The organism is Sphingopyxis indica, from assembly GCF_032879645.1.
Taxonomy (GTDB): domain Bacteria; phylum Pseudomonadota; class Alphaproteobacteria; order Sphingomonadales; family Sphingomonadaceae; genus Sphingopyxis; species Sphingopyxis indica.
On the sequence record NZ_CP076394.1, the window covers coordinates 3140120 to 3162095 of the forward strand.

A 21976-nucleotide genomic window follows, 5' to 3' on the forward strand; every position below is an offset into this window, starting at 1 on the left:
TCAGTCTCCTGATGGTTGTGATTGACCGTGGGGCAGCCTTTCACGCCGCACAGTTCTGAACCCAACGTGCGAAGTGGCGATTTCGGTTTCTTGCGGCACCGCCGCCGAAGGCCGAAAATTTGCACAGGCATTGAATGAACAAAGATATGACCCGCCCTTCAGGACCGGGGTTCCATCAGCGACGCTGCGTGTCAGCTCCCAGACGTTTCCAATCATATCGTAGAGTCCGTAGCGGTTCGGCGGAAAGGACCCGACCGGCGCAACGCCGGCAAATCCGTCCTCGGCGGTGTTAAAATCCGGGAAAAGTCCTTGCCAGGTATTGGCCAGCGGAGTTCCGTCCACAGCATAGGCCCATTTCAACGAGGACGTGGAAGCGGAATCGCCGCCTGTCGCTGCGCGTTCCCACTCGACGTCGGTCGGCAGATCCCTTCCCGCCCATTTGGCGAATGCAAGTGCGTCGTCGTAAGTAACTTGGGTAACCGGTTCGCATCGGCTTGCTTCTGGCTGACCGGGGCCCAAAGGGTGGCGCCAATCTGCTCCTAGTACCGCGACCCACCAGTTTCCTGTCAATCGGGCAGCATCGGAGCGGCGATGGAAGACGGCCGACCAGCCGACGCGCTCGGCATGGGTACGGTAACCAGTCGCTTTGACGAACGCCTCGAACTGGGCAACGGTGACCTCCGTCCGATCGATAAGGAATGCACGACCAGCTGGTGCCGAACCCCCACTGCCGTTGGGGCCAGCCGCAGGCACGTGCACTTGCCCGGGTTTGCCGGCACAAGTACTCACCGGCGGGGTAGCCGGTCCGCTGCTCAGCGACGCGAGAAGTGCCGTCACGACAATCGCCGAACCAGACGCGAACGCCTTGGCGAATGGCAGTTTCAACGTGTGTCTCCGCTGGTTTTGGCAAACGCGCGCCCAGGTAAGACTACCGAGTTCCGTGCTGCATAGCGTTCCCACTCACGCCGCATGGCGTTAAGACGCTGAGGCTGCTCTGCCGCAAGGTCGTGAATTTCGCCCGGATCATGCTTCAGGTCGAATAGCTGCCAATGGACTTGGTCGAGCGGAGTATGTTCCTTGAACAGCGGAATAAGGCTGGGTTGGAACACGGCCTTCCACCGACCAACGCGGACGGCGCGCCGATACAGCAGTTCCCATCCCACCATATCTCGTTCGGAACGGACTTCCGACACACGGCCCGCCAGCAGGTCGATCCAGGATCGTCCTTCGGGGGCGATGACTGGCTTTCCCTTTACGACACGTTCCACTGAAGCATGCACTAAGTCGAGCACGGTAGAAACGACGTCGGTGACATGAGTCACCGTTCCGTTCAGCTTTGCGCTCCGGACGCCCGGGCCGGCGATGATCGCCGGAGTGTGGATTCCGCCCTCCGTCATATCCAGTTTCACTCCGCGGAATGGTGTCGAGCTGACCTGCGCCCAAAGATGCCCCGTTCCTGTATAGGATCGCGCCGTGCCGACGCTCTCCAGGCTGTTGTCTATCGACGTGCCGGCGACTTTACCTGGTTGCGGCAGATCGAATGGATGCTCGATCGGGTATCCTTCCGCACCGTTGTCAGACAGAAAGATAATGATCGTGTTGTCGAGCTGGCCCGACCTTTTCAGATAATCAATGATCCTTCCGACATTCTGATCGAGGCGATCCACCATCGCGGCATAGACTTCCATCTTTCGCAATTGGATCGATTTCTCAAGCGGACCCATGCGGTTCCACGCCGCGGCATCCACGGGATAAGGTACCACGTCGTCCTTAACGATGCCGAGCCGCTTCATCCGTTCCAGCCTGGCCTTCTGGACGACGACAGGGCCGGCGTCATAGTGATGGCGATAGCGGGCGATATCTTCGGCGGGAGCCTGAAGCGGCCAGTGAGGACCTGTGAAGGCGAGATAGGCAAAAAACGGTCGCTGGGCCTGCCTCTGCTTAAGGAATTCGATCAGCTTCGTCGTAAAATAATCGTCACCGTAAACGCCCAGCGGGAAGTAGGCAGGTTGGCCATTCAAAACGTAATCCCTTCCTGCACCCACCATCCGGTAAGCAGGCCCTTGGTCATATCCAAAGTGATTATGGTCTCCCTGCAGCAGGGCAAAGGAACGGTCGAAGCCGCGGTCACTGGGAAACTGGCCGCGCCTTCTTCCAAGATGCCACTTGCCGGTCATCATCGTGTCGAAGCCAGCCATCTTGAGCCGTTCAGCGAGTGTCGCCGCGCGCTCATTGAGGTATCCCTCGTAACCCAAGGCGCCGCGTTGCTCCGGCGTGAGCAACTCCGCCATGCTGCCTAGGCCGACCTTGTGATTGTCCACTCCTGTCAGAAGCATGGCCCGTGTCGGCGAACAGGTCGACGATGTGTAGAACCCTGTCAGCCGAACGCCGCGGCGAGCGATTGCGTCCAGATGGGGGGTGCGGATTTCACCGCCGAACGAGCCCAGGTCGGAGAAGCCGAGATCGTCGGCAACGATCAGCAGGATGTTGGGCGGGCGAGTCGTCTGCCGCGGCCTGTCCGCCGTGCTGGGCGCGCCGCCGAGAAGGGCAGCGGCAGCGACCAGCAGACGAAGAAGAGCCCGCCGAACGCTCACCTCTATTGCCGCCACGACAGCTGAAGTCCCACGGAGCGGCCGGGATCTTCAAGGACCTGGAAGCTGCCCGGGCTCGCGATATTCTGGCGCCAGTTCGCCGTCCGCTTGTCGGTCAAGTTCTTGCCGACGACCGCCAATTCCCAGCGGCGGTTGCTCGGGCCAATGGCGAACCGGGCGTCGATCTTCGCATAGCCGGGCTGACTGAGGTTCTTGTCGGCAATCGGCTGCTGATAGTACCACGACGTGAAATAGACATTGGTGTCGAAACGGAAGTCGAGAGCAGCATTGAGCGGCCGGTCCACGGATAACGCTACGTTCCCGCTCCACTCCGGAGCAAAGGCCCGGCGTTTCCCTGAGAGGTCCTGAGTGCAGGGATTCGCGAAAAGCGACTGCAGAGCCGTGCACGGCGCATTTTCGTAATCCTTATAGCGCGCGTCGAGGTACGCAACATCCGTGGCCAGCGAGATTCCGTCGGCAATCGTGAACCTTGCAGTCAGCTCGACGCCCTTGCTCGTCGACTTCGCGACGTTCCCGACGATCTGCCTGGTCGTTCCAAGCTCCGTGAAAATCGTCGTTGTCTCCTGCAAATCGTTATAGTCGCTGTAAAATGCCGCGACGTTCACGACACCCCTGCCGCCAAGGATTGTCGATTTCACACCCGCTTCGAATGCATCCACGGTTTCGGGATCGAAGATCGACTTGCCGGCGTATCCGGCGAAGCCACCGGCCTTGAATCCTTTGGCATAGGACACATAGGCCATCACGTTTGGGCGGACGTCGTACTCGACGCTGACAGCAGGCATGAATTTTTTGTCGGTTCGCGAAGTGTCGTCGAACTGTCCTGGCTCCACGCCCACGATCGGAAACAAGATCGCTTGTCCGCCAGGCGGGCCAGGAGTGAAGTCGTCGGGGTTTGGCAGAGAGTCAGCGACGGTTCCAAGAACAGTCTCTCGGGAAGCCTTCTTTTTCACGATTGAATAGCGGCCGCCAAGATTCAGTCGCGAGTGCGGCAAAAGGCGTAGCGTTGCGGACGCAAAGGCAGAATAGGTGTCATTCTTTTCCTGGTTGCGGATCATGAAGGCGATCTTGTCCGCTGGAGTGAAAAAGCCGGGGGCGAAAGCGCCGAAGGGCAGGAAGAACTCTCCCTGGTAAGTGCTCGCGTCCAGGCTGCTGTTGTAATAGTACAGGCCAGCCATATACTCGAGAGTGCCACCGGTGGGTGATTGGAACCTCAGCTCCTGACTGAACAGGTGGAAGTCCTCTAAGATCAGGTCGGGGAGGGATTGCGTGGTGTTGAACACGCTACCGCCCTGGTCGGGTGGAAAGGGCAGCACATCATTCAACAATTCATACTCGTGCTCGAAATATCCGGTGGTCAGGGTCAAGGAGTGCTGACCGATGCCGATCGTTGTGGTCTGCGCCGCCTCCAGATAATCGTAGTTGAAGAACGAGCCCGCGGTTGACGAAACGCCGTCGAGCTCGTCGTCGGCATCGCCTCCGGCGGCGGCAAGGTAGCGCTGGCAAACAACAGCCCGGGGCAGAAACTCGGGCGGTGGCGGACAGCTGACGAGTTGAGTCGACCAGACGCCATCGTTGCGCATGCGGCCGACGTCGACACGCGCATCGACGGAAACGCTTTCCGCCGGTTCCCATGCCAACGCGACACGACCGATTTTCTCCCGCGTCCGCGGCGACGTGTCATCGAGATACTCGTTCTTGATGTAGCCATCCATGCCGTTCGCTCGGCCGGCAACACGAACCGCCAGGCGCGGCGTCAAGGGGACTGAGATCCCGGCTTCGACGCTATATTCTCCGAAATTGGGAGCGTAGAACGCTGTCGCGTTGGTCTCCAGCGACTGCGATGGCTTTCTCGTCGTGATGTTGATCGCGCCGGCTATGGTGTTGTTTCCGAAGAACGTTGTCTGCGGACCTTTGAGGATTTCGACCTGCTCGACGTCGAACAACGCAGCACGGATCGCTCGCGACCGCGGCCGATACACGCCATCGACGAATACCCCGACTGATTGCTCGAATCCAAGATTGAGCGATGAGCCAACTCCTCGAATGTTAATCAGATCCGATAGAGGCCCCGGGGAGATGCGGACGTTGGATACTCGGGAAGCAACTGTTTCGACGCTTTGGATGTTATAAACGTCCAGTGATTTTCCGCTGACCGCCGAGACGGAGATGGGGACGTCCTGAAGCCGCTCCGTCCTCCGCCTCGCAGTCACGACAATGTCGCCTACAGCCAAATCTTTATCTTTGGTTTCCTGCGCTACCTCATCGGCCGACGTCGCGGCGGGTGACGGTGCGTTTGGCTGCTCGGTTTCGGGCGGATTGACCGGCTGAACCGCCGGCTCTGCGCCAGTCTGGACCATCGCGGTTTCCGCCATCGCCGCCGAACTCCAGACAGCAAGCACGGAAACCCCTGCCGTCAAAACGGCAAAGGATGCCTTCATCATGTCTCTCCCCTCAACGGTGCTCGTCTGACCGCACGATCGAGTCCCACAATCATTTCACAGCCCCACTTTTCATGAGTTATGGAATCCCGGCGCCTGCTACGGAGATTTCGATCGTCTCTATCGAACAGGATGACTCGCCTCTCATGAATCTCTCCGGCGTCGTTTCCGACAGGACCAGGAACAACGTGCGCCGGTCAGCCCCCCCGGTCACACATGCGGCCGCGAAGCGGCCATCGACGTCGACCACCACGGCGATTTCGCCGCCCTCGCGCGCGCGCAAGACTTCGCCAGTTTCTGCTGAGGCCACCCACACTGCGCCTTCGCGGTCAAGGCAGATTCCGTCTGGCGTGCGGCCATCAAGTCGAGCAAATTCGCGGCGGTCCCCAAGTGAACCGTCCGGCCGGATTGAAAATGCGGTCAGACGATGCGCGAAGGTTTCGGCAACGATCAGCGTGTCGCCGTTTTCGTTTATGGCCATGCCGTTCGGAAAGATCAGACCGTCGGCAACCTCGCTGGCCTTCCCATCCTCAACCAGAACGAGGTTCGTCGGTTTGGGATCGACGCCCTTGAAGAGATTGCACCCGGCATTGCCCACATAGGCGCGGCCATGTCGATCGATCACCATGTCATTGGGCGTACCGCGGCAAATCGACGAAAGATCCGCGTAAGCATCCATCTTTCCGCCGGCGACCGAGAGAAGCATCGAATCTGTCATCGAAACGACGATCATCCGACCGTCAGGCAGCCAGCCGAGGCCGGACGGCGCACCAGGAACTTCGATGATGGTTTCAACCGTCGCGTCGGCTCCGATGCGCACCACCCTTTTGCCAAACATGTCCGAAACGAAGAGGGCGTCATCGTGCCAGCGTGGGCCTTCGCCGAACTGAAGACCGGTCGCATAAACGTGTCTCGGCTGGGCAATCCGAGTCGGACCTTCGGCTTCGACCCGCCCGCTCATTCGAGTACTCCGTCGATGTCCCAGCGGGCACCTTCTTCCCCACGCATATCTGGCAACACGCGGCCGCGTTCTTGACCGATCGGCTTCTTCGCCGTCGCGCAGAAAGCTCGCCCACTGGTCGCGCACTTCACGATTGATGCTTCCGCAGCAGTCACATTCATGCCTTGATCACCCCCCCCTCCTTCCGAAGTCCGACGCATGACAAGTATGCCCCACGGGATATATAAAGGCAATAGAGAGATATCATGTGGCTTAAAATATTTTTTCGGTGGACGGCAGATGCAGACCATTGTAATATCCTGTCCATCGACTTGGCAGTGCCTCAGGTACGTTGTGTGCTAAAAGCTCATGAGGAGTGGGCAAGTGTCCTCACCGTTGCCGTCAGTGAATCGCAACGTTCCACGTATCACGAGGCTGCTTGCGCAGGCTACGCGCGCATTCGCCAACAAAGATGCGATTTCCACTCCTGGGGCCAAGCTTTCCTATGGCGGCATGTTCGCCAGAATGTTGGCGCTCTCGGAACGGCTGTCGCAGCTTGCGCAGCCCGGCGCGCGGATCGTCGTTTTCATGCACAACGGCATTGACGCAGCCCTGCTCCCGCTATCCTTGCGTGACGCCGGTCTGGTCGGCGTTCCCGTGAACTGGAGGATGTCGCCTCTCGAGCTTGCTAACGTTGTCAAGGCGAGCGAGGCGGAACTGGTTCTTCACGACTCGGCTTCGGCCGGTCCGGTCCAGGAAGCACTGGCAAGGTTGTCCGAAACACGCGTGCGGACTGTGCCGGTCGAACAGCTCGACCTCAACTCGATTGCCCATGCTGATCCGGGCGCACGGCCTGACGCGGATGAAGGCGCGCTTGCTTCGATTCACTACACATCGGGCACACTTGGAGCGCCGAAAGGCGTGATGCAGAGCCACCTCAACTGGGAGACTGTGTGGCGCAACCTGATGACCGTGAGGGACTTCAGGCGAAGTGACGTCGTCGCTTTGACCGGACCACTCAGTCATGCTGCCGGCACCTATGTCGTCCCCCTGCTGCTGTCCGGTTCGACCATCTTCCTGCCGGAAAACACTGATCCCGATTCGCTGGCGCGCGAGATCCGAGACCATTCAGTCACGGTTCTGCAATGCGTCCCGACGCTCATGACCCGACTGATTGCATCTGACGCTTTTTGCGCCGCTGCCCGGCAGTCGCTTCGGCTCATCGTCTACGGTGCCGAAAGCATGCCTTACGCAACGTTGCGGGCGGCGGTCGAAAGCTTCGGCCCGATCATCGCGCAGAACTATGGGTTGACCGAGGCGATGATGACTTGCGCAACCTTGCCACCCGACGAGCACGCTGTGTTCAGCAACGGCAAGCTTGTGGAGCTTCGGCATGGTGTGGTCGGCAGGCCGTATCCCTTCGTCGAACTCATGGTTCGGCGCAAGGACGGCAATCCGGTCGAGGGGGACGAAATCGGCGAGATCACGGTTCGCTCACCCCACATCATGCTCGGCTACTGGCGCGACCCGCAGGCGACCGCGGAGGTCCTTCGTGAAGGATGGCTGTGGACAGGTGACCTCGCCCGCTGGACCGCAGATGGCTATCTCTCGCTCGCCGGCCGAAGAAAGGACATGATCATCTGTGGCGGAATGAACATGTACCCCGCCGAGGTCCAGTCGTTCCTTTGCCAGCTTCCCGACGTTCGACAGTGCGCGGTCTTCGGCTTGCCCAGCGCAGAGTGGGGTGAGGAACTCGCAGCGGTCGTAGTCCTGGCCGCTGACGACGAAGAACGACGAGAAAGCTTTCGCCGGAAGGCCCGCTGCGATCTCGGAATCCGAACGCCCAAGCGGTGGATCTTCGCGCAGGACCTGCCACGAACAGCCAACGGGAAGATCGATGTATCGGCTCTGAAGGCGCTCGCGGAGCGGGAAGCTGCACAATGATTCGCTCTGGCGTTTTCATTTACGCCGTTGGTCGAACGCCTTTCGGCAGGTTCCTTGGACGCCTGGGGGGATACAGCCCCGCCGAGCTCGGCGCGTTGACCCTAGACACTCTGCTGGAACGGACAGGCGTCTCGCCTGATGCGGTCACCCGAGTGGTTGTCGGTACTGCGATGCCGGGCGGTGGAACACTCACGGCTGCGAGGCAGACCGTGCTGCGCTCCCGCGTTCCTTTCTCGACGCCGTCGCTGGGAGTCGACCGCGCCTGCTGTTCAGGAATGTCGGCAATCGCCCTGGCAGCGACGGAGGTCGCCGCGGGCGCAGCGGGACTCTTCATCGCGGGCGGCGTCGAAGTGCTCAGCCGCACTCCACGCCTGTTCGAGCGCTCGTTTCACAGGATGGGGAGCCTTGAGCTGAAGGATCCGCTGCTGCTCGATGTCCCGTTCGGCGAGGGCTCTATCGCGGGTTACACGAGCGAAGAGGCGCTCAAAGCCGGAGTAGATCGCGAGACTCAGGACGCCTGGGCCCTGCAAAGTCACGAACGTTACTTCAAGGCGGAGCGGGAAGGCTTCTTTGCGTACGAGCGGTTTGCCGTCCCAGCCCGCCCGGCGACAGGCGGCCCGTCCGGGGATGCGGTTACCACCGACGAAAGCCCCCGCAGTGACACCAGCGCCGAGTCACTCGCGGGACTGCCCGTTGTACGGGGCAGCTCAACGATAACGGCCGGCAACGCGCCGGGCCTGAACGATGGAGCGGCCTTCGTGTTGCTCGGCAATGAGGAGGCCGGGCGCAACAACAATCTCGAACCCATAGCCGAACTGGTCGGGACGACCTCGGTCGCGGAAGGGCCGACCTCCGGCACGCGAACACCGGCGCTTTCAATCCTCAAGATGCTCGAAGAGCAGCGCCTGAGCATTGCGGACGTAGACGTTCTTGAGATCAACGAGGCCTTCGCGGCGACACCGCTCGTCAGCACGCTGGTGCTTGCGGAATTTGACACGACGTCGGCCGAGCGCCTTCGCCGCAAGACCAACCCCAATGGCGGCGCGGTCGCGATCGGCCATCCGATGGGCGCCAGCGGTGCGCGGCTGGTCATGACCGCCATTGCGGAACTGCGCCGGCGCGGTGGTGGCAGGGGCATTGCAGCAATCTGCGGCGGCTTCGGACAGGGCGAGGCCATCATGGTCAACGTCTAGCGGCACATCTTTCGCCTGTGATCATTGAGGACTGGGGAGCACATGAAAATTGCACGATTGAGCAGCGGTGGATTCGGGGTCGTGGAGGGTGATCGACTCCTGGATGCAAGCCACCTCGCAGACGCGATGGAACGGACCGACCATTGCGATCGCATGGTCGATATCATTGTCGGCTTTGACCGGTTCAGATCCGAATTCGACCGGGCCAGGGCCTCGCTGCCTTCACTGCCCCTGTCCGAAGCCGCGCTGGATTCCCCAGTGATGCGGCCGGGCAAGGTGGTGGCCATGGGGTCGAACTATCTCGAAGGGACCGATGGTCCGCCCCTTCCAATCTGGGCCTTCGTGAAATCGCCGCAATCGATCACCGGGCCAGGAGGCACCATTCGGTTGCCGCCGGTGGCGGCGAAAGTCTTTCACCATGAAACAGAGCTGGTCGCCGTCATCGGCAAGACGGGGAAGGACATCAAGGCGCAAGACGCCCGGTCTCATGTCTTCGGCTATATGGTCGGAATAGATGTCTCAGGCCGCCGCGATGTGCTTCCGCAAAGCCTTTTCAACAAGTCGCACGACACCTTCTCTCCAATCGGCCCGGTGATCGCGACCGCCGACGAAATTCCCGATCCGCACCGGCTCGGCGTTCGTCTGTGGGTCGACGGCGAGCTTCGCCAGGATTTCAGTACGTCGGACATGGGGCACAACGTCTGGGAGAGCATCTCCTACGTGTCGTCGGTGACCACGCTCAATCCCGGCGACCTCATCTTCACCGGCACCAACCATCAGGGACTTGGACCGCTTCAGGACGGGGAGATGGTCGAAGCCGAGATTGAGGGCATCGGTCGGCTCGCGCTTCGAGTGTCGGATCCGCTGAAGCGCAGCTGGCCCAAGGGTGTGGATACGGAAATTGGCCAGCGGGTGCTGCGCATGTTGAGAGAGGGGAAAGCCGTTGGAAGCGTTTGAGGAGATCATGCCGGATTCGAGGGCCGACAACGCCGCGGACAGCTCCGACATAGCTGCCGGATGGGTCGAGCGGTTCAACCGGGCGCTTGCTTCGGGCGAGGAAGCGCAGCTCGCGAACGTTTTCCTGCCGGAGGGCTATTGGCGAAATGTGGCTGGCCTCGAGCGCGGAATCCGAACCATAAGCGGCGCGCCGCGCATTGCGCGCGAGCTATCCGCAGCCGCCAGGCGGTCCGGCACGAGGGCGGTCCGCCTCGATACGCAACTTGCTCCCCCGATGCCTGGCGAATTTGCCGGGCGGCGAACGATCGATGCCTGGCTCCGCTTCGATACCGCCGTCAGTACCGGGGTCGGCCAGGTCAGGCTGGATATTGCCGAAGGCCCCGAGGCGCCTCGCGCCTGGACTTTGATGACGGCGATCGACGAGCTCAAAGGACATGATATCGAGACCGAGCGCCGAAAGCGCGACGGCACTGCCTTTGAGCGCGACTGGAAGCGGCCGAACTGGACCGAGCAGCGAAAGTCGAGCGCGGCATTCGCTGACCGCGAGCCCAGAGTGCTGATTGTTGGGGCCGGACACGGCGGACTGACGGTAGCCGCCTGGCTCAACGCACTCAACGTGGACAACCTTGTAGTCGATCGCCACGCGCGCATCGGCGACAGCTGGCGGAAGCGCTACAACAGCCTCAAGCTCCACAGCCCGACGGCCAGCGTGCATTTTCCTTTTCTCAGCTATCCGCCCACCTGGCCCAAATACATTCCGAAGGACAAGATCGCCAACTGGATGGAATTTTACGCCGACGCCATGGAGATTAACTTCTGGCCAGAGACGGAGTTTGTGTCGGCGACCTATGACCGCCCCTCTCTATCATGGGAGGCTCATCTCAAGACCGGTATATCCGCAGAACGCGTTGTGCGACCGGCCCACATCATACTCGCCACCAGCCAGATCGGCGCGCCCTACATCCCGGATATCCCGGGCATTGCGAACTTCAAGGGGCCAGTGATTCACTCCAGCCAGTTCAGCGGGGGAGCGGCCTGGGCAGGAAAGCGAGTGCTGGTGATGGGGACCGGGACGAGCGCACACGACATTGCCCAGGAACTGCACGCGCATGGCGCGCAAGTCACCATGGTGCAGCGGGGGACGACCGAAGTAATCAAGATCGAACCAAGCGCGCATGTATATCTCGACGCGCTGTACGAACTCGATGGGCCATCCCTTGCACTCAAGGACCTCATTGCCTGCTCGGCTCCGATCGAGATCGTCAAGGCCGAGCACCGCCGTTTGACAAAGCTCGTGCGAGCTAATGATTCCGATTTGCTCGACCGTCTCGAACAGGCTGGGTTCAAGGTCGAGCGCGATCCCGAGAGTGGCGGCTGGCCGATGAAATACTTCACCCGGGGAGGCGGCTATTACATGAATGTCGGCTGCTCGGACCTCATCGCCGACGGCGAGATTTCAATCGTCCAGTTCGACCAGATCGAGTCCTTCGAGACGGGCGGACCCGTTCTGTTGGGCGGGCGCAGGATTCGGGTCGACCTCGTCGTGCTCGCAACCGGGTACAAGGGCTATGATGATGCCCTCCCCCGCTGGTTTGGCGATGACATTGCTGAAAGGGTGGGCCAAGTCTGGGGTATTGACCCCGAAACCGGGGAACTACGAAACATGTGGACGCCTACCGCACAGCCTGGCCTGTGGTTCGCTGGCGGTTCGTTCGTCCACAGCCGAATCTATGCAAAATATGTTGCCCTCCAGATCAAGGCAGAGGAAGAGAAGCTTTGCCCCGCTAGCTAGATGAGTAGATGAAGCTCGACAGCGAGACGGCGCGGCAGCAGCATGAGCTCTTGAATGGGGAGATCTTCTATACACTGGCCGAGGCGAAATCCTGATCGAGGCCTGGCGGCAGCACTACAACAACACCGTCAAGCCGCACAGCTCGCTGGGCTACCGGCCGGCCGCCCCAGAGACTGCGACGCCGCCACGGCCGCCCTCCTGTTTCCGTGCGGCCGGCCATGGCACCGGAGAGGACAATGTGCTAACAATCAAACTGGACCACTCGGTGGGGGCCGATCACCTTGAAGGGGTGCGCAGCGCCGAACCTGCGCTGGTCTGATTTTGTTCTATATGGAGGCGTAGTGAATGCGAACGAGAGTTGCGGCGCCTTCAACTGCGCAGTCGAATGGCGCGCTTCCGAGGCGATCGATGGAGCAGTTCTCAGCGGCCAACTTCTCGATGAGCCAGAGCTCATATGCCTATGCGCAGATCAGGAGCGGCATTCTGGCGGGCGAGATTAGCGCAGACGAACGACTCAAGATCCGGGGCCTTGCTGAAGAACTTGGAATCAGCCCAGGCGCGGTACGGGAGGCGCTTTCGCGGCTTGTTGCCGAACGGCTCGTCATTTCGAGAGACCAGAAGGGGTTCGTCGTTACTCCTCTCAAGATCGAAGACTTGACAGACCTGACTGACCTCCGCTGCGAACTTGAAGGAATTGCGCTGCGGCGTTCGGTCCAACGAGGCGGGCTGGAGTGGGAAGCGAACGTGATTGCCGCCGCGCATCGCCTGCGCGGAACCGAGCAATTCGTGCCTGGAACTGATCGCGTTCTGCACCAGCCGTGGGCCGATCTCCACTCCGCCTTCCACACCGCATTGATAAACGCCTGCGGCAGCGAGCGCCTGATCGCGCTTCATCTGGATCTGTTCGAACAGTCAGCCAGATATCAACGTCTCGCCGTGTATGTCAGCTCGAAGCGGGATGGTGCCGCCGAGCATCAGGCACTGGTTGACGCGGCGATCGAGCGGGATGCCGACCGGCTCGTCGAGCTTGCCACTACGCACATACGCACGACCACGGACTTGATCGTTCAAGCCATGCGCTACGCGCCCGAGGCTTGCTGAAAAGAAGGTATGTCAATTGCTTATTTGTTTTTAATCCGAAACTCGCCAGTTCGGCCGCGAAGGTCCCGATCGTCGAGCGCTGGTTGTTCGGGCGTCTGCGACGCCGGACCTTCTACAGCCTGGCCGAGTTCAATGCCGCGATCGCCGAACTGCTTGCCGAGCTGAACGATCGGCGCGTGCTGCGCCCGGGTTGGCCGTAAGCATACGCCGAGTACCGCGGCGCAGTTTGGATCAGGCGGCGAGCGCGACTTGGGCGGCCTTCCAATTCCACGGGAGCAGTTCGTCGAGGCGGCTGACGGGATGGTCGGCGATGCGGGCGAGGACGTAGGCGAGCCATGCCTGCGGATCGACGTTGTTGAGTCGACAGGTCAGGATCAGCGAATAGGCGACCGCCGCCCGCTGGCCACCGCGATCCGAGCCGCAAAACAGCCATGACTTGCGCCCGAGAGGCACGCAGCGCAGTGAACGCTCGGCGGCGTTGTTTGAGAGACAGACCTTGCCATCGCTGAGGAAGCGGGTCAAAGGTCATAGCATTTCAGAAATCGCGGTCCAGCTGCAACTCGGGCGACCAAAAGCTGCGGGGGGGACTTGAATCGCAACCGGGTGCCCGAAAATGAATGCGCGACCGATCATCGACACGGCATCATCAATGAGTCTGCAACGGCGTCCCAGCAAGATCCGAACCATACCATCAAACCCCACACAAAACGTGGGAACATATGTGGGGCTGGCTTTCTCGCCTCACCACTTTATCATGCAAAAACAACACGATAAAGTGGTTGACTGGTGCCCAGAAGAGAACTGAACTGGGCATCAAAGCGGCGGAAATCCGATGCAATCAACAACGAGATACCGCTGAAACCATCATAGAAACCATCACACAATTTGGCAAGGGCTGGACGATATCGGAAGCCGATTTTTGGTTGCCAATTCGCTCGCGATCGCAGTCGCAGCTTTTCAAGTGTGGATCAGCGTTGGCGCGCGCCCCTCCTCTTTCACGATCTATCATTTTGAATTATCGTAAAAAGGTGGTTTTGACCGGGGTCCCGATAGGCGCCGCCCGGGACCCCGACACGCGCCAGTATAGGCATAACAATCAACGCCTATGCTTTCGTGAAGCGTGGCATCACTCTGACGCTGATCGACAATTCTCCGTCTCGAAGACCGCAGCATCCGAGCATTGTCGCTGGCCGCGAATTTGCTCAGTCTTCGATCGGAAGGGTCGTGCCTCTGCTCAAGGTTTTTGCACAATCTGACGCTGTGTCGGCTGATGGATCGGAAGCCTGAGGTGCGACAAGCGTGTCGGGAATGACGATTTCGGGCTGGCCTGCCCGATCGCGACCCTTGCCGCGCAACACGTCAATTTCCCGCTGCCGCATCTCAAGATACAAGCTGCGCGTCTCCACATAGGGATCAGCGCTTTCCTCTTGCAAACGCTCGATTTCCGCGTCCCGCGCGACACGATCGTTCAGCCTGTTGATGACGGTGGTCGGGACAGCATAGGCGGTCTGGTTGAAAGGCTTGCCAACGGAAACGGGCAAGACGAGCAGGTCGATGCCGTCGCCGACCATATCGCGCAATGTCGTGGGCCCCACCAGCGGAAGGAAGAAATAGAGCCCGGGCTCCACCCCATAGAAGCCAAGCGTGTTTGCGAAGCCGTTGGATCGATAGGGCAGATTGACGGGCGCCTTTTTGGCGACGTCGAATACACCCGCGACGCCGATCGTCGAGTTGATCGCGAAGCGGCCGACCGTTTCCAAAGCCTTTCCTATCTTGAACTGGAGCAGGAAGTTCACAAAATTGATCGGCTCGCTGAGATTGCGCAAGGCGTTGCCAAGACCATCACGGATCGGCTTCGGAACGCCCCCCTCATATCCCTTGGCGATCGGCCCAACGAGCGCCTTGTCGACCGACTGAGCCACCTGGAAGGCCTCAATATTAACATTCTGGAGTGGGTCGCCCGGCGGCGCTTCGCCCCGCGCGGTTACGATAATCTCGTCCGGCGCTGCTTCAGCCGTATTTTCAGGATTCGCCGGCACATCGATCGATTGTCCCGTTTCCACCGGCTCTTCGCCGATCATGACAGGGGTCTGCACTTCGCCCTGTGAATCCACAATCATCGGACATGGTTCGGCAGAAGCTGCCTGAGCTTGATCTGTCCGGACCAATGGCTCATTCTGGTGAACAACGCCTATTTCTTCGGGCTGCGTTCCGATCAGAAGGAAAGCGGCAGCACTGGTTACGACGCTCATTTTGCGGTTATCTCCGATATATCGAACATCTTTGGCGTCCAATCTTCTGCCAACGTCTTTAGGCTGGATACGCCCTGGTCAGCGGGAAATCAGTAGCGGAACCCGCGCGCTCGACAGCAGCGATCGAGTGACACCGCCGAAGAGTATCTCGGTGGTGCGCGGGTGGCTGTAAGCCCCGATCACGAGCAGGTTTGCGTCGCGTTCCGCCGCCTGGTCGAGGATCACATCCGCCACCGGTGCGCCCTCGGACGTGATGTTGGCGATCTCGACACGTGCGCCGTGTCTGGACAAATGTTCAAGGAGATTGGCACCAGGCTCTGTTCCAAAACGTTCGGGGTTCCGGCCGCTGTCGATGGTGAGTATCGTCACGTTGGACGCGGAATTGATGAACGGAATTGCGTCGTTCACCGCCCGCCGCGCTTCTCGGCTGCGATTCCATGCGATCAGCACATTTTCGCCGATCGTCTCACCGCCCCATCCCGCAGGGATCATCAGCACGGGAATTCCGGTGGCCAGCAACAGTCGCTCGGCCGACCAGCCTGACGGGAGGTCTGCCGGTTTGGGATGCGCCGCGACGATGAGATCGCAGTGCAGCGCCCGCAACATGCTTTCGTCGCGCAGGTCATCGCGCCACACGATCCGGAATTCGGAGCCGATGCCATATTCGCGGGCCAGCTCTCCAAAATGGCGGGCGGCGGCAATAATTTTCTGTTCGTCGGCAAGCCGTTGCCGCGTCAGCACGTCTCGAATCGCCGCAGTGCCCCTTGCATAGGTTTCGGTGGGATGCGCGTTTTCGTGGGACACGCCATAGACGCCCACCAGATGCGCATTATGACGTTGCGCGATCGCAACCGCACGGCGACCTATGTGTTCGCCCTCGGGCGTGGCGGCGAGGAAAACGGCGATATCTCTCCAGATAGGCAACAAGGGTTACGATCCTCCAGTTTACGGTTGTCCTCTATCAGATCAGCGGCGTCCTGGCCGAACTGCAGACCAAGACACCGAAAGGCTTCAAGACGGGGATTTGAGAGAGGTTGAAGGTTTGCTTGCGCGGTCCATCGGCAAAAACGCCGATAAAGTCGCCTGATCCAGGTTGATCCAGAGGGCAGAGGTCCATAACCGGCAGCCGCATCTTGCATGCCGATCCAAATCGCGCGACGTTCCAACAGGGAGGGTGAAATCCCGCGGTCGGCTAGCCCGTCTGCGGGGCCATCGACTGACGGGCTAGCAGACAGGAGGTAGGCCTCACAGGAACCTTCGCCTGCCAAGGACAATGGCTGCAAGAACAATCGGCGAGCAGATTCATCCTGAGCACGCGACGCATTCGGAAATTGGCCGAAGGCTCCTTCCACTTCACGACCCTCCCTCATTTCTCGTTGGAATGAGCCCTCACTCCAACATCGAACGAGTAAACCTTCCAGGAAAGGCAGTCAAGACAGCCCATCGCCTCATCTCTCATTTCAGTCAGCCGTCTGTCAGTGGGCGTGTAATTCTCCGCGAAAGTGGGCATTGAAAATTCCCTGATTGTTGGAGCTGGTTCCCCAATGCGCCGGGGTTAACCCCGGCGCATTGGGGAACGCCAAAATTGGCGCGAGAAGGTCTCCCGACAGGAGGCGACGCCGATGATCCGACTTGGAGAAGCCATGATGATATTGGAGCTGCACCGGCAGGGGCTGTCGGTAACTGCGATTGCCCGCCGCACAGGCCGCGATCCCAAGACTGTTCGCAAGTATATCGAGCGCGGTGTGGAAGCGCCGGACTACGGCCCACGGAGAATAGGGCGGCCCTGTAAGATCGCCCCGTACATGGAGTTCCTGCGCGAGCGCGTAAAAGCGTTCCCCGACCTGACGGCGTCGCGCCTGACCCGCGAGATCCGGGAAATGGGCTACATGGGCGCCTACACGGCGGTGAAGCGCTATCTGGCGGCGATCCGGCCCGAACATGATGTCAGACCTTACGAGGTCCGCTTCGAGACCAGGGCGGGCGTCCAAGGCCAGGTCGACTTCGCGCGCTTCGTTGTTGAGTTTACCGACGAGCCTGGCGTGGCGCGCATCGTCTGGCTGTTCAGCATGGTGCTGGGCTACTCGCGCTTTCTGTTCGCCCGCTATGTGTTGCACCAGGATCTGCAGACGCTGCTGCGCTGCCATATGCAGGCGTTCGAGGCGATGGACGGCGCGCCGATCGAGATCCTCTATGATCGAATGAAGACGGCAGTGACCGGCGAAGATGACCAGGGTCATATCGTTTACAACAGCTCGCTGCTGGCGCTGGCGAAGCATTACCGCTTCCAGCCGAGGGCGTGCCGGCCCTATCGCGCCAAGACCAAAGGGAAAGTCGAGCGGCCGTTCCGTTACATCCGTGAGGACTTCTTCCTGGGGCGATCCTTCCGCACCATGGAGGACCTCAATGCCCAGCTCATCGTCTGGCTCGACACGGTCGCCAATGCACGGGTCCATGGCACGACCCAGCGCGTGGTCGCTGAAGCCTTTGCCGAAGAACAGGACGAACTGCAGCGCCTGCCTGAGCACCGCTTCAATGCGGTGTTGAAGCTTGAGAGGCGGGTCAGCCATGACGGGCTCGTGGCGGTTGGTGGAAACTACTACAGCGTGCCCGGCCGGACACGTCGGGTCGTCGAGATCGAGCAGCTGCCGGACCTGATCCGCATCATCGACCGCAGTATCGTGGTTGCCGAGCATCCCGTACTTGAAGGGCGCCGACAATATCGCATCGACCGGCGCCATCGCACCGGGCGGCCGCAAGCGCGCACGCCCGATCGGCCGACGATGATGATCGGTCGGATCGGCGATCATGTGCCGCTGCGCTCGCTGGCGATTTACGAGGCAATCGGCGCGAGCCTGGCAATGGAGGGGCGGCCATGAACGGCGCGGCTCCTTCTGCGCGCGTGGACTCGATCCGCCGGAGTCTCGTGAGCCTCAAGATGCCCAGAGCGCTCGAAATCCTTGATGCGACCTTGCGGCGCATCGAGCAGGGCCAGATCGACGGCATCGAGGCGCTCGACGAGTTGCTGGGCGAAGAGCTGTCACTGCGCGAGAACCGCCGGATCAAGGCGGCCCTGCGCATGGCGCGGCTGCCTGTGGTCAAGACGTTGGCCGGCTACGACTTCTCGTTCCAGCCCTCGCTCGACAGGAATCGCATCCTGGCACTGGCGGGGCTCGACTTCATCGAACGCGCCGAGGTCGTCCACCTGCTCGGACCGCCCGGGACCGGAAAAAGCCACATTGCCACAGCACTGGCGGTCGAGGCTGTCCGTGCCGGCAAAGCGGTCTACTTCATCCCGCTCGCCGATCTGATCGCGCAGCTCGCCAAGGCTGAGCGCGAAGGCACGCTCCGGGAGAAGATCCGCTTCCTCACCAGGGCATCGCTGCTCGTTGTTGACGAAATCGGATATCTGCCGGTCACGCCGGGCGGCGCCAACCTGTTCTTCCAGCTCGTCAACGCCCGATACGAAAAGGGCGCCATGATCCTGACATCCAATCGCGGCTTCGCCGAATGGGGCGAGGTCTTCGGCGATCCCGTCGTCGCGACCGCGCTGCTCGACAGGCTCCTCCATCACGCCGTCGTCATCCAGATCGAGGGCTCCAGCTACCGCATGCGTGAACATGCCGCGCTCGTGCCCGAAAACCTGCGCAGCGGCACCGCGTTCAATCCGCCAACGCCAAAGCGGCGCGGCCGCCCGTCAATGAAAGGAAATCAAGATCCAGCTCACGGCTGATCACCAAAACCCCGCAACCACCAACATAGGGAATTTTAACCGCCCACTTCTGCGGAAACTTCGGTGCCCATTGACAGCCGTCGGCACGCAATACTCGACGATGTGAAGTGATATGCAGCCGTTCCTGGTACCCTCCTTCTGAAGCGGTGCGTGCACATCCGGCTACCATTGCGTGATGCGGAGGTTGTGTTGGCGCAGGGCGCCATGACCGCGGAGGCGCGTCGGCGGATCGCGACGGTCGTACCCGGCGGCCTGAGTTAATGGGCAGGCCACATACGTTTGCTAAAGCAACTATTGCCGATTGAATAAATCGCCGAGAGTGCTAATGCTCGCGCCATGTCAGTAACCTCTGGTAGCCCCGCTGCGGCCGCGCTGTTCGCGCTCACCAACACTCTGCAGCCGATCAGGCGCTCCTGGGTGCAGGCGGTCATGATGGTCCTTGCGGAGCTCGGGCTGCCCAGTTCGCTCACCACTGCTGTCATCCTGGCTTCGCGCGGCGGCGACGCGGGGATCAGGCAAAATGTCCTCGCCGAGGAAGTGGGCGTTAATCCCGGCGCAATGGTGCGGATTCTGGACCAGGCGGAAGCGGCTGGCCTGCTTGAGCGACGTGCGTCGGCCGAGGATCGGCGCGTTAATACCGTTCACATTCTTCCCAAGGGACAGTGTCTTGCTGGAAAGATGGAAGCGGCTGTCGCAGATTTGCGCGAGGCGCTGCTCGGCGATCTACCGGTCGAGGACATCGAGACCGCCACGCGCGTCCTGCGACTGTTCGAGGGACGGATCGGCGCGTTCCTGCAGGCGGAGCGCGTCAACCGGTGAAAGTCACGTCCGATCAGATACTGTTCTCGGTCAAGCTGTTCATCGCGGCGATGCTGGCCTTCGCGGTAGCGGTCCGGATCGGGCTCCCGCAGCCCTATTGGGCGCTTGTCACCTGCTGCGTGCTGATGAACCCCGCCACAGGCGCGATCCGCTCCAAGGCGGTCTATCGCTTCGCCGGCACCCTGGGCGCCGGCATCGTGACACTCGGCATGGTGGCGCTTTTCGCCAGCGTACCGCTCCTGCTGATCATCTCGTCAGGCATCGTTGCGACGATCGCCTTTGGCGTATCATTCCTCGATCGGACCCCGCGGGCTTATGGGTTCCAGCTCTTCGCGGTGACGCTGATGCTGGTCGCCGTTGCCGGCGTGGACCATCCCGAGACGATGTTCGACACGGTTGTCGCACGCGTCACCGAGATCAGTCTCGGCGTGCTCGCGACCACATTAGTCGACAGTGTCGTAGCGCCTCGATCACTTGGCGGCTTGATGCGCTCAAACCTGCGTCGCTGGCTGCCCGACATGGAACGCTGGGCGAATGATGTGGTCGATGGCCGCGAAACGGGCGCACAGGAAGCACATGACCGTCTGAAGATCCTCTCGGACGTCACCGCCCTGTCACAGATGGTGGTCTGGTTGCGCTACGATCCGACCGTCGACCGCGGCGAACTGCGCCACGTCCTCGCCATCCAACAGCGTTTGCTGAGCATGGTGCCGCTCCTTTCCGCGATCGCCGCTCGCATAGCGGGACTGACGCAGGCGGACCGCGCCGCGCTTGCACCATATCTTGCCGAGGCGCGCGATACTTTCCGAACCGGAGCAATGCCTTCTGCGCGCCTGGCCGATGGCGTGCGCAGCCTTCCGCTAGAGGCCGGGCGTGAACGACCCTGGCAGCAACTGGTCCATGATGCCCTCGCCGACATGCTCATGGATCTCTTGACGCTCTGGAGCGAGATCTGCCGAATCGACAGGGCGTTTGAGGGCGGGGCCGAGCTCGATCAGGAGCTCGCGGGTCAGGTTCGGCGGACGGCAGCATTCCCGCTGGCGTCCGATGTCGATCATGCAGCGCGCTCAGCCGCCGGCATTTTCGTAGCCTATATTCTGCTCTCCGGCCTGTGGCTGGCCACCGGATGGCACCAGGGACCTAATGCGGTGCTGATGGGAACCGTCGCGGTGGCCTTCTTCGGAGGGGGCGATGAACCGGGCAAGGCCATAGCCGCGTTCGGCCGCTTTGCGGTCCTTTCACTCTTCCTTGCCGCCATTCTCGCCTATGGACTGCTTCCCCTGACCAACGATTTTCCGACATTCCTGATCGTCATGGGCCTGTTCATGCTTCCGATCGGCATGTGGGCGGCGGCAAACCCGATGGGCGTTCTCGTCCTTGCCTTCGGCCTCAGCAACATCAACCTGCAAGGTCACTATATGCCGTACGATTTTGCCTTCTTCCTCGAGGTCGGCTTCGCGAGCCTGATCGGCATGTATGTCGCCTTCCTGGGCGCGGGCTTGTTCCGCCAATGGGGCGTCTCGCATCAGGTGCATCGTTTCCTGCGGAGGGAAGCACAGGAGATTGCCCGCCTCAGCCATTCGGCGACCCGGCGCGCTCGCGACCTTTATATGCAGCGGGCTCTCGATCGCATTGCCGGGATGACCATGCGGCTTGCCGCAAGCGGCCAGGTGGAGCGCAGCGCTGCGCTGCTCGCGCGCTTGCGCGTCGGCGTCAATATTGCCGACCTACGGATCATCGGGACCATGCTTGATCCCGCGGTGCGGGACGCAACCGTGGGAGTACTCGAGCAGTTTCGCAGGGAGTTCGATGCAGCGCAGCCATCACCCCGCCTGCTTGCCCTGGTCGACGAGGCGCTCAACCAGCTGTGGCCCCGACGAGACAGCCAGAAAAGCAGTCCGGTGACCCAGGCGATCCGTTCGCTTGCCGGACTGCGCATTGCGCTGTTCGAGCGCGCGCCGGCATGGATCCCCGCGTCGTGATCGGTGAGATCAACCTCGCCGGCGTGTTCTTCTCGCCGTTGCTGTTCTGCATGGCCGTCGCTTTTATACTCCGGATCCTGCTGTCTCGCCTCCTTGAGACCGTCGGTTTCTATCGGGCCATATGGCAGCGTCCGCTCTTCGATACCGCCCTCTTCCTCATCCTCACCGGCGCGGCCTTCCTCGCGCTGCGTGGGCTCACCCATGGTTGAA

General features: G+C 61.0%; 17 protein-coding genes and 2 pseudogenes. 12 read left to right on the forward strand and 7 right to left on the reverse strand.

The annotated features are described in order from the left end of the window. The 4 genes from KNJ79_RS14760 to KNJ79_RS14775 form a co-directional block, all read right to left on the reverse strand. The gene (locus tag KNJ79_RS14760; RefSeq protein WP_212541917.1) at window positions 1-885 is read right to left on the reverse strand and encodes an SUMF1/EgtB/PvdO family nonheme iron enzyme; all 885 of its coding nucleotides are present in this window, start codon (window positions 883-885) and stop codon (window positions 1-3) included. After that, window positions 882-2609 (reverse strand): arylsulfatase, encoded by a 1728-nt coding sequence (locus tag KNJ79_RS14765; protein ID WP_245836711.1) that lies wholly within the window; start codon window positions 2607-2609, stop codon window positions 882-884. The genes KNJ79_RS14760 and KNJ79_RS14765 overlap by 4 nt, the downstream gene beginning before the upstream one ends. Next, window positions 2597-5056 carry a TonB-dependent receptor gene (locus KNJ79_RS14770; protein WP_089216011.1) on the reverse strand — a complete coding sequence of 820 codons (2460 nt, stop codon included), beginning with the start codon at window positions 5054-5056 and terminating at the stop codon, window positions 2597-2599. Before KNJ79_RS14770 ends, KNJ79_RS14765 begins: the two co-directional genes overlap by 13 nt. 76 nt (window positions 5057-5132) lie before the next feature. Then, a complete protein-coding gene (locus KNJ79_RS14775) occupies window positions 5133-6014 on the reverse strand; it encodes an SMP-30/gluconolactonase/LRE family protein (RefSeq protein WP_089216012.1) in 882 nt (293 codons plus the stop codon). A gap of 384 nt (window positions 6015-6398) precedes the next feature. On the opposite strand from KNJ79_RS14775, the gene KNJ79_RS14780 reads away from it, so the two are divergent. The 7 genes and pseudogenes from KNJ79_RS14780 to KNJ79_RS14810 all read left to right on the forward strand — a co-directional run bounded on the left by KNJ79_RS14780 (window position 6399) and on the right by KNJ79_RS14810 (window position 13180). After that, window positions 6399-7937: a class I adenylate-forming enzyme family protein gene (locus KNJ79_RS14780; protein ID WP_170935518.1), complete on the forward strand. Its 1539-nt coding sequence runs from the start codon at window positions 6399-6401 to the stop codon at window positions 7935-7937. Continuing rightward, window positions 7934-9130 carry a thiolase family protein gene (locus KNJ79_RS14785; protein WP_089216014.1) on the forward strand — a complete coding sequence of 399 codons (1197 nt, stop codon included), beginning with the start codon at window positions 7934-7936 and terminating at the stop codon, window positions 9128-9130. The genes KNJ79_RS14780 and KNJ79_RS14785 overlap by 4 nt, the downstream gene beginning before the upstream one ends. Before the next feature lie 126 nt (window positions 9131-9256). Continuing rightward, on the forward strand, window positions 9257-10087 hold the full coding sequence (locus KNJ79_RS14790; protein WP_170935519.1) for a fumarylacetoacetate hydrolase family protein: 831 nt from the start codon (window positions 9257-9259) through the stop codon (window positions 10085-10087). Next, on the forward strand, window positions 10074-11879 hold the full coding sequence (locus KNJ79_RS14795) for a flavin-containing monooxygenase (protein WP_212541918.1): 1806 nt from the start codon (window positions 10074-10076) through the stop codon (window positions 11877-11879). The genes KNJ79_RS14790 and KNJ79_RS14795 overlap by 14 nt, the downstream gene beginning before the upstream one ends. Before the next feature lie 41 nt (window positions 11880-11920). Continuing rightward, window positions 11921-12124: pseudogene (locus KNJ79_RS14800) on the forward strand (integrase core domain-containing protein); the annotation flags it as partial. Window positions 12125-12287: 163 nt separating this feature from the next. Then, window positions 12288-12980, forward strand: a complete 693-nt coding sequence (locus tag KNJ79_RS14805) for a GntR family transcriptional regulator (RefSeq protein WP_170935520.1) — start codon at window positions 12288-12290, stop codon at window positions 12978-12980. Beyond that, a complete protein-coding gene (locus KNJ79_RS14810) occupies window positions 12974-13180 on the forward strand; it encodes a hypothetical protein (protein WP_170935513.1) in 207 nt (68 codons plus the stop codon). Before KNJ79_RS14805 ends, KNJ79_RS14810 begins: the two co-directional genes overlap by 7 nt. 31 nt (window positions 13181-13211) lie before the next feature. Here KNJ79_RS14810 and KNJ79_RS14815 read toward each other — a convergent pair. The 3 genes and pseudogenes from KNJ79_RS14815 to KNJ79_RS14825 form a co-directional block, all read right to left on the reverse strand. Beyond that, window positions 13212-13499: pseudogene (locus KNJ79_RS14815) on the reverse strand (transposase domain-containing protein); the annotation flags it as partial. A gap of 683 nt (window positions 13500-14182) precedes the next feature. Then, window positions 14183-15232, reverse strand: coding sequence for an MlaA family lipoprotein (locus KNJ79_RS14820; protein ID WP_089216017.1), 1050 nt, complete (start codon window positions 15230-15232; stop codon window positions 14183-14185). A gap of 78 nt (window positions 15233-15310) precedes the next feature. Next, window positions 15311-16159: a universal stress protein gene (locus KNJ79_RS14825; protein ID WP_141133965.1), complete on the reverse strand. Its 849-nt coding sequence runs from the start codon at window positions 16157-16159 to the stop codon at window positions 15311-15313. 695 nt (window positions 16160-16854) lie between these two features. Here KNJ79_RS14825 and istA point away from each other — a divergent pair. The 5 genes from istA to KNJ79_RS14850 all read left to right on the forward strand — a co-directional run bounded on the left by istA (window position 16855) and on the right by KNJ79_RS14850 (window position 21975). After that, on the forward strand, window positions 16855-18111 hold the full coding sequence (gene istA, locus KNJ79_RS14830) for an IS21 family transposase (protein WP_089216018.1): 1257 nt from the start codon (window positions 16855-16857) through the stop codon (window positions 18109-18111). Then, window positions 18108-18965, forward strand: coding sequence for an IS21-like element helper ATPase IstB (istB, locus tag KNJ79_RS14835; protein ID WP_089216019.1), 858 nt, complete (start codon window positions 18108-18110; stop codon window positions 18963-18965). Before istA ends, istB begins: the two co-directional genes overlap by 4 nt. Window positions 18966-19301: 336 nt before the next feature. After that, window positions 19302-19784, forward strand: a complete 483-nt coding sequence (locus KNJ79_RS14840) for a MarR family winged helix-turn-helix transcriptional regulator (protein WP_170935521.1) — start codon at window positions 19302-19304, stop codon at window positions 19782-19784. Then, window positions 19781-21766 (forward strand): FUSC family protein, encoded by a 1986-nt coding sequence (locus tag KNJ79_RS14845; RefSeq protein WP_089216020.1) that lies wholly within the window; start codon window positions 19781-19783, stop codon window positions 21764-21766. Before KNJ79_RS14840 ends, KNJ79_RS14845 begins: the two co-directional genes overlap by 4 nt. Then, complete coding sequence (locus KNJ79_RS14850; RefSeq protein ID WP_089216129.1) at window positions 21763-21975, forward strand: DUF1656 domain-containing protein; 213 nt, start codon at window positions 21763-21765, stop codon at window positions 21973-21975. The genes KNJ79_RS14845 and KNJ79_RS14850 overlap by 4 nt, the downstream gene beginning before the upstream one ends. The last annotated feature ends 1 nt before the right edge of the window (window position 21976 follow it).

Excerpts from the sequence above, each read along its gene's own strand:
- KNJ79_RS14775 (WP_089216012.1), bottom strand. The coding sequence starts at position 6,014 with ATGAGCGGGCGGGTCGAAGCCGAAGGTCCGACTCGGATTGCCCAGCCG.
- istA (WP_089216018.1), top strand. The coding sequence starts at position 16,855 with ATGATCCGACTTGGAGAAGCCATGATGATATTGGAGCTGCACCGGCAG.
- KNJ79_RS14820 (WP_089216017.1), bottom strand. The coding sequence starts at position 15,232 with ATGAGCGTCGTAACCAGTGCTGCCGCTTTCCTTCTGATCGGAACGCAG.
- KNJ79_RS14770 (WP_089216011.1), bottom strand. The coding sequence starts at position 5,056 with ATGATGAAGGCATCCTTTGCCGTTTTGACGGCAGGGGTTTCCGTGCTT.
- KNJ79_RS14805 (WP_170935520.1), top strand. The coding sequence starts at position 12,288 with ATGGAGCAGTTCTCAGCGGCCAACTTCTCGATGAGCCAGAGCTCATAT.
- KNJ79_RS14840 (WP_170935521.1), top strand. The coding sequence starts at position 19,302 with ATGTCAGTAACCTCTGGTAGCCCCGCTGCGGCCGCGCTGTTCGCGCTC.
- KNJ79_RS14790 (WP_170935519.1), top strand. The coding sequence starts at position 9,257 with ATGGAACGGACCGACCATTGCGATCGCATGGTCGATATCATTGTCGGC.
- istB (WP_089216019.1), top strand. The coding sequence starts at position 18,108 with ATGAACGGCGCGGCTCCTTCTGCGCGCGTGGACTCGATCCGCCGGAGT.
- KNJ79_RS14785 (WP_089216014.1), top strand. The coding sequence starts at position 7,934 with ATGATTCGCTCTGGCGTTTTCATTTACGCCGTTGGTCGAACGCCTTTC.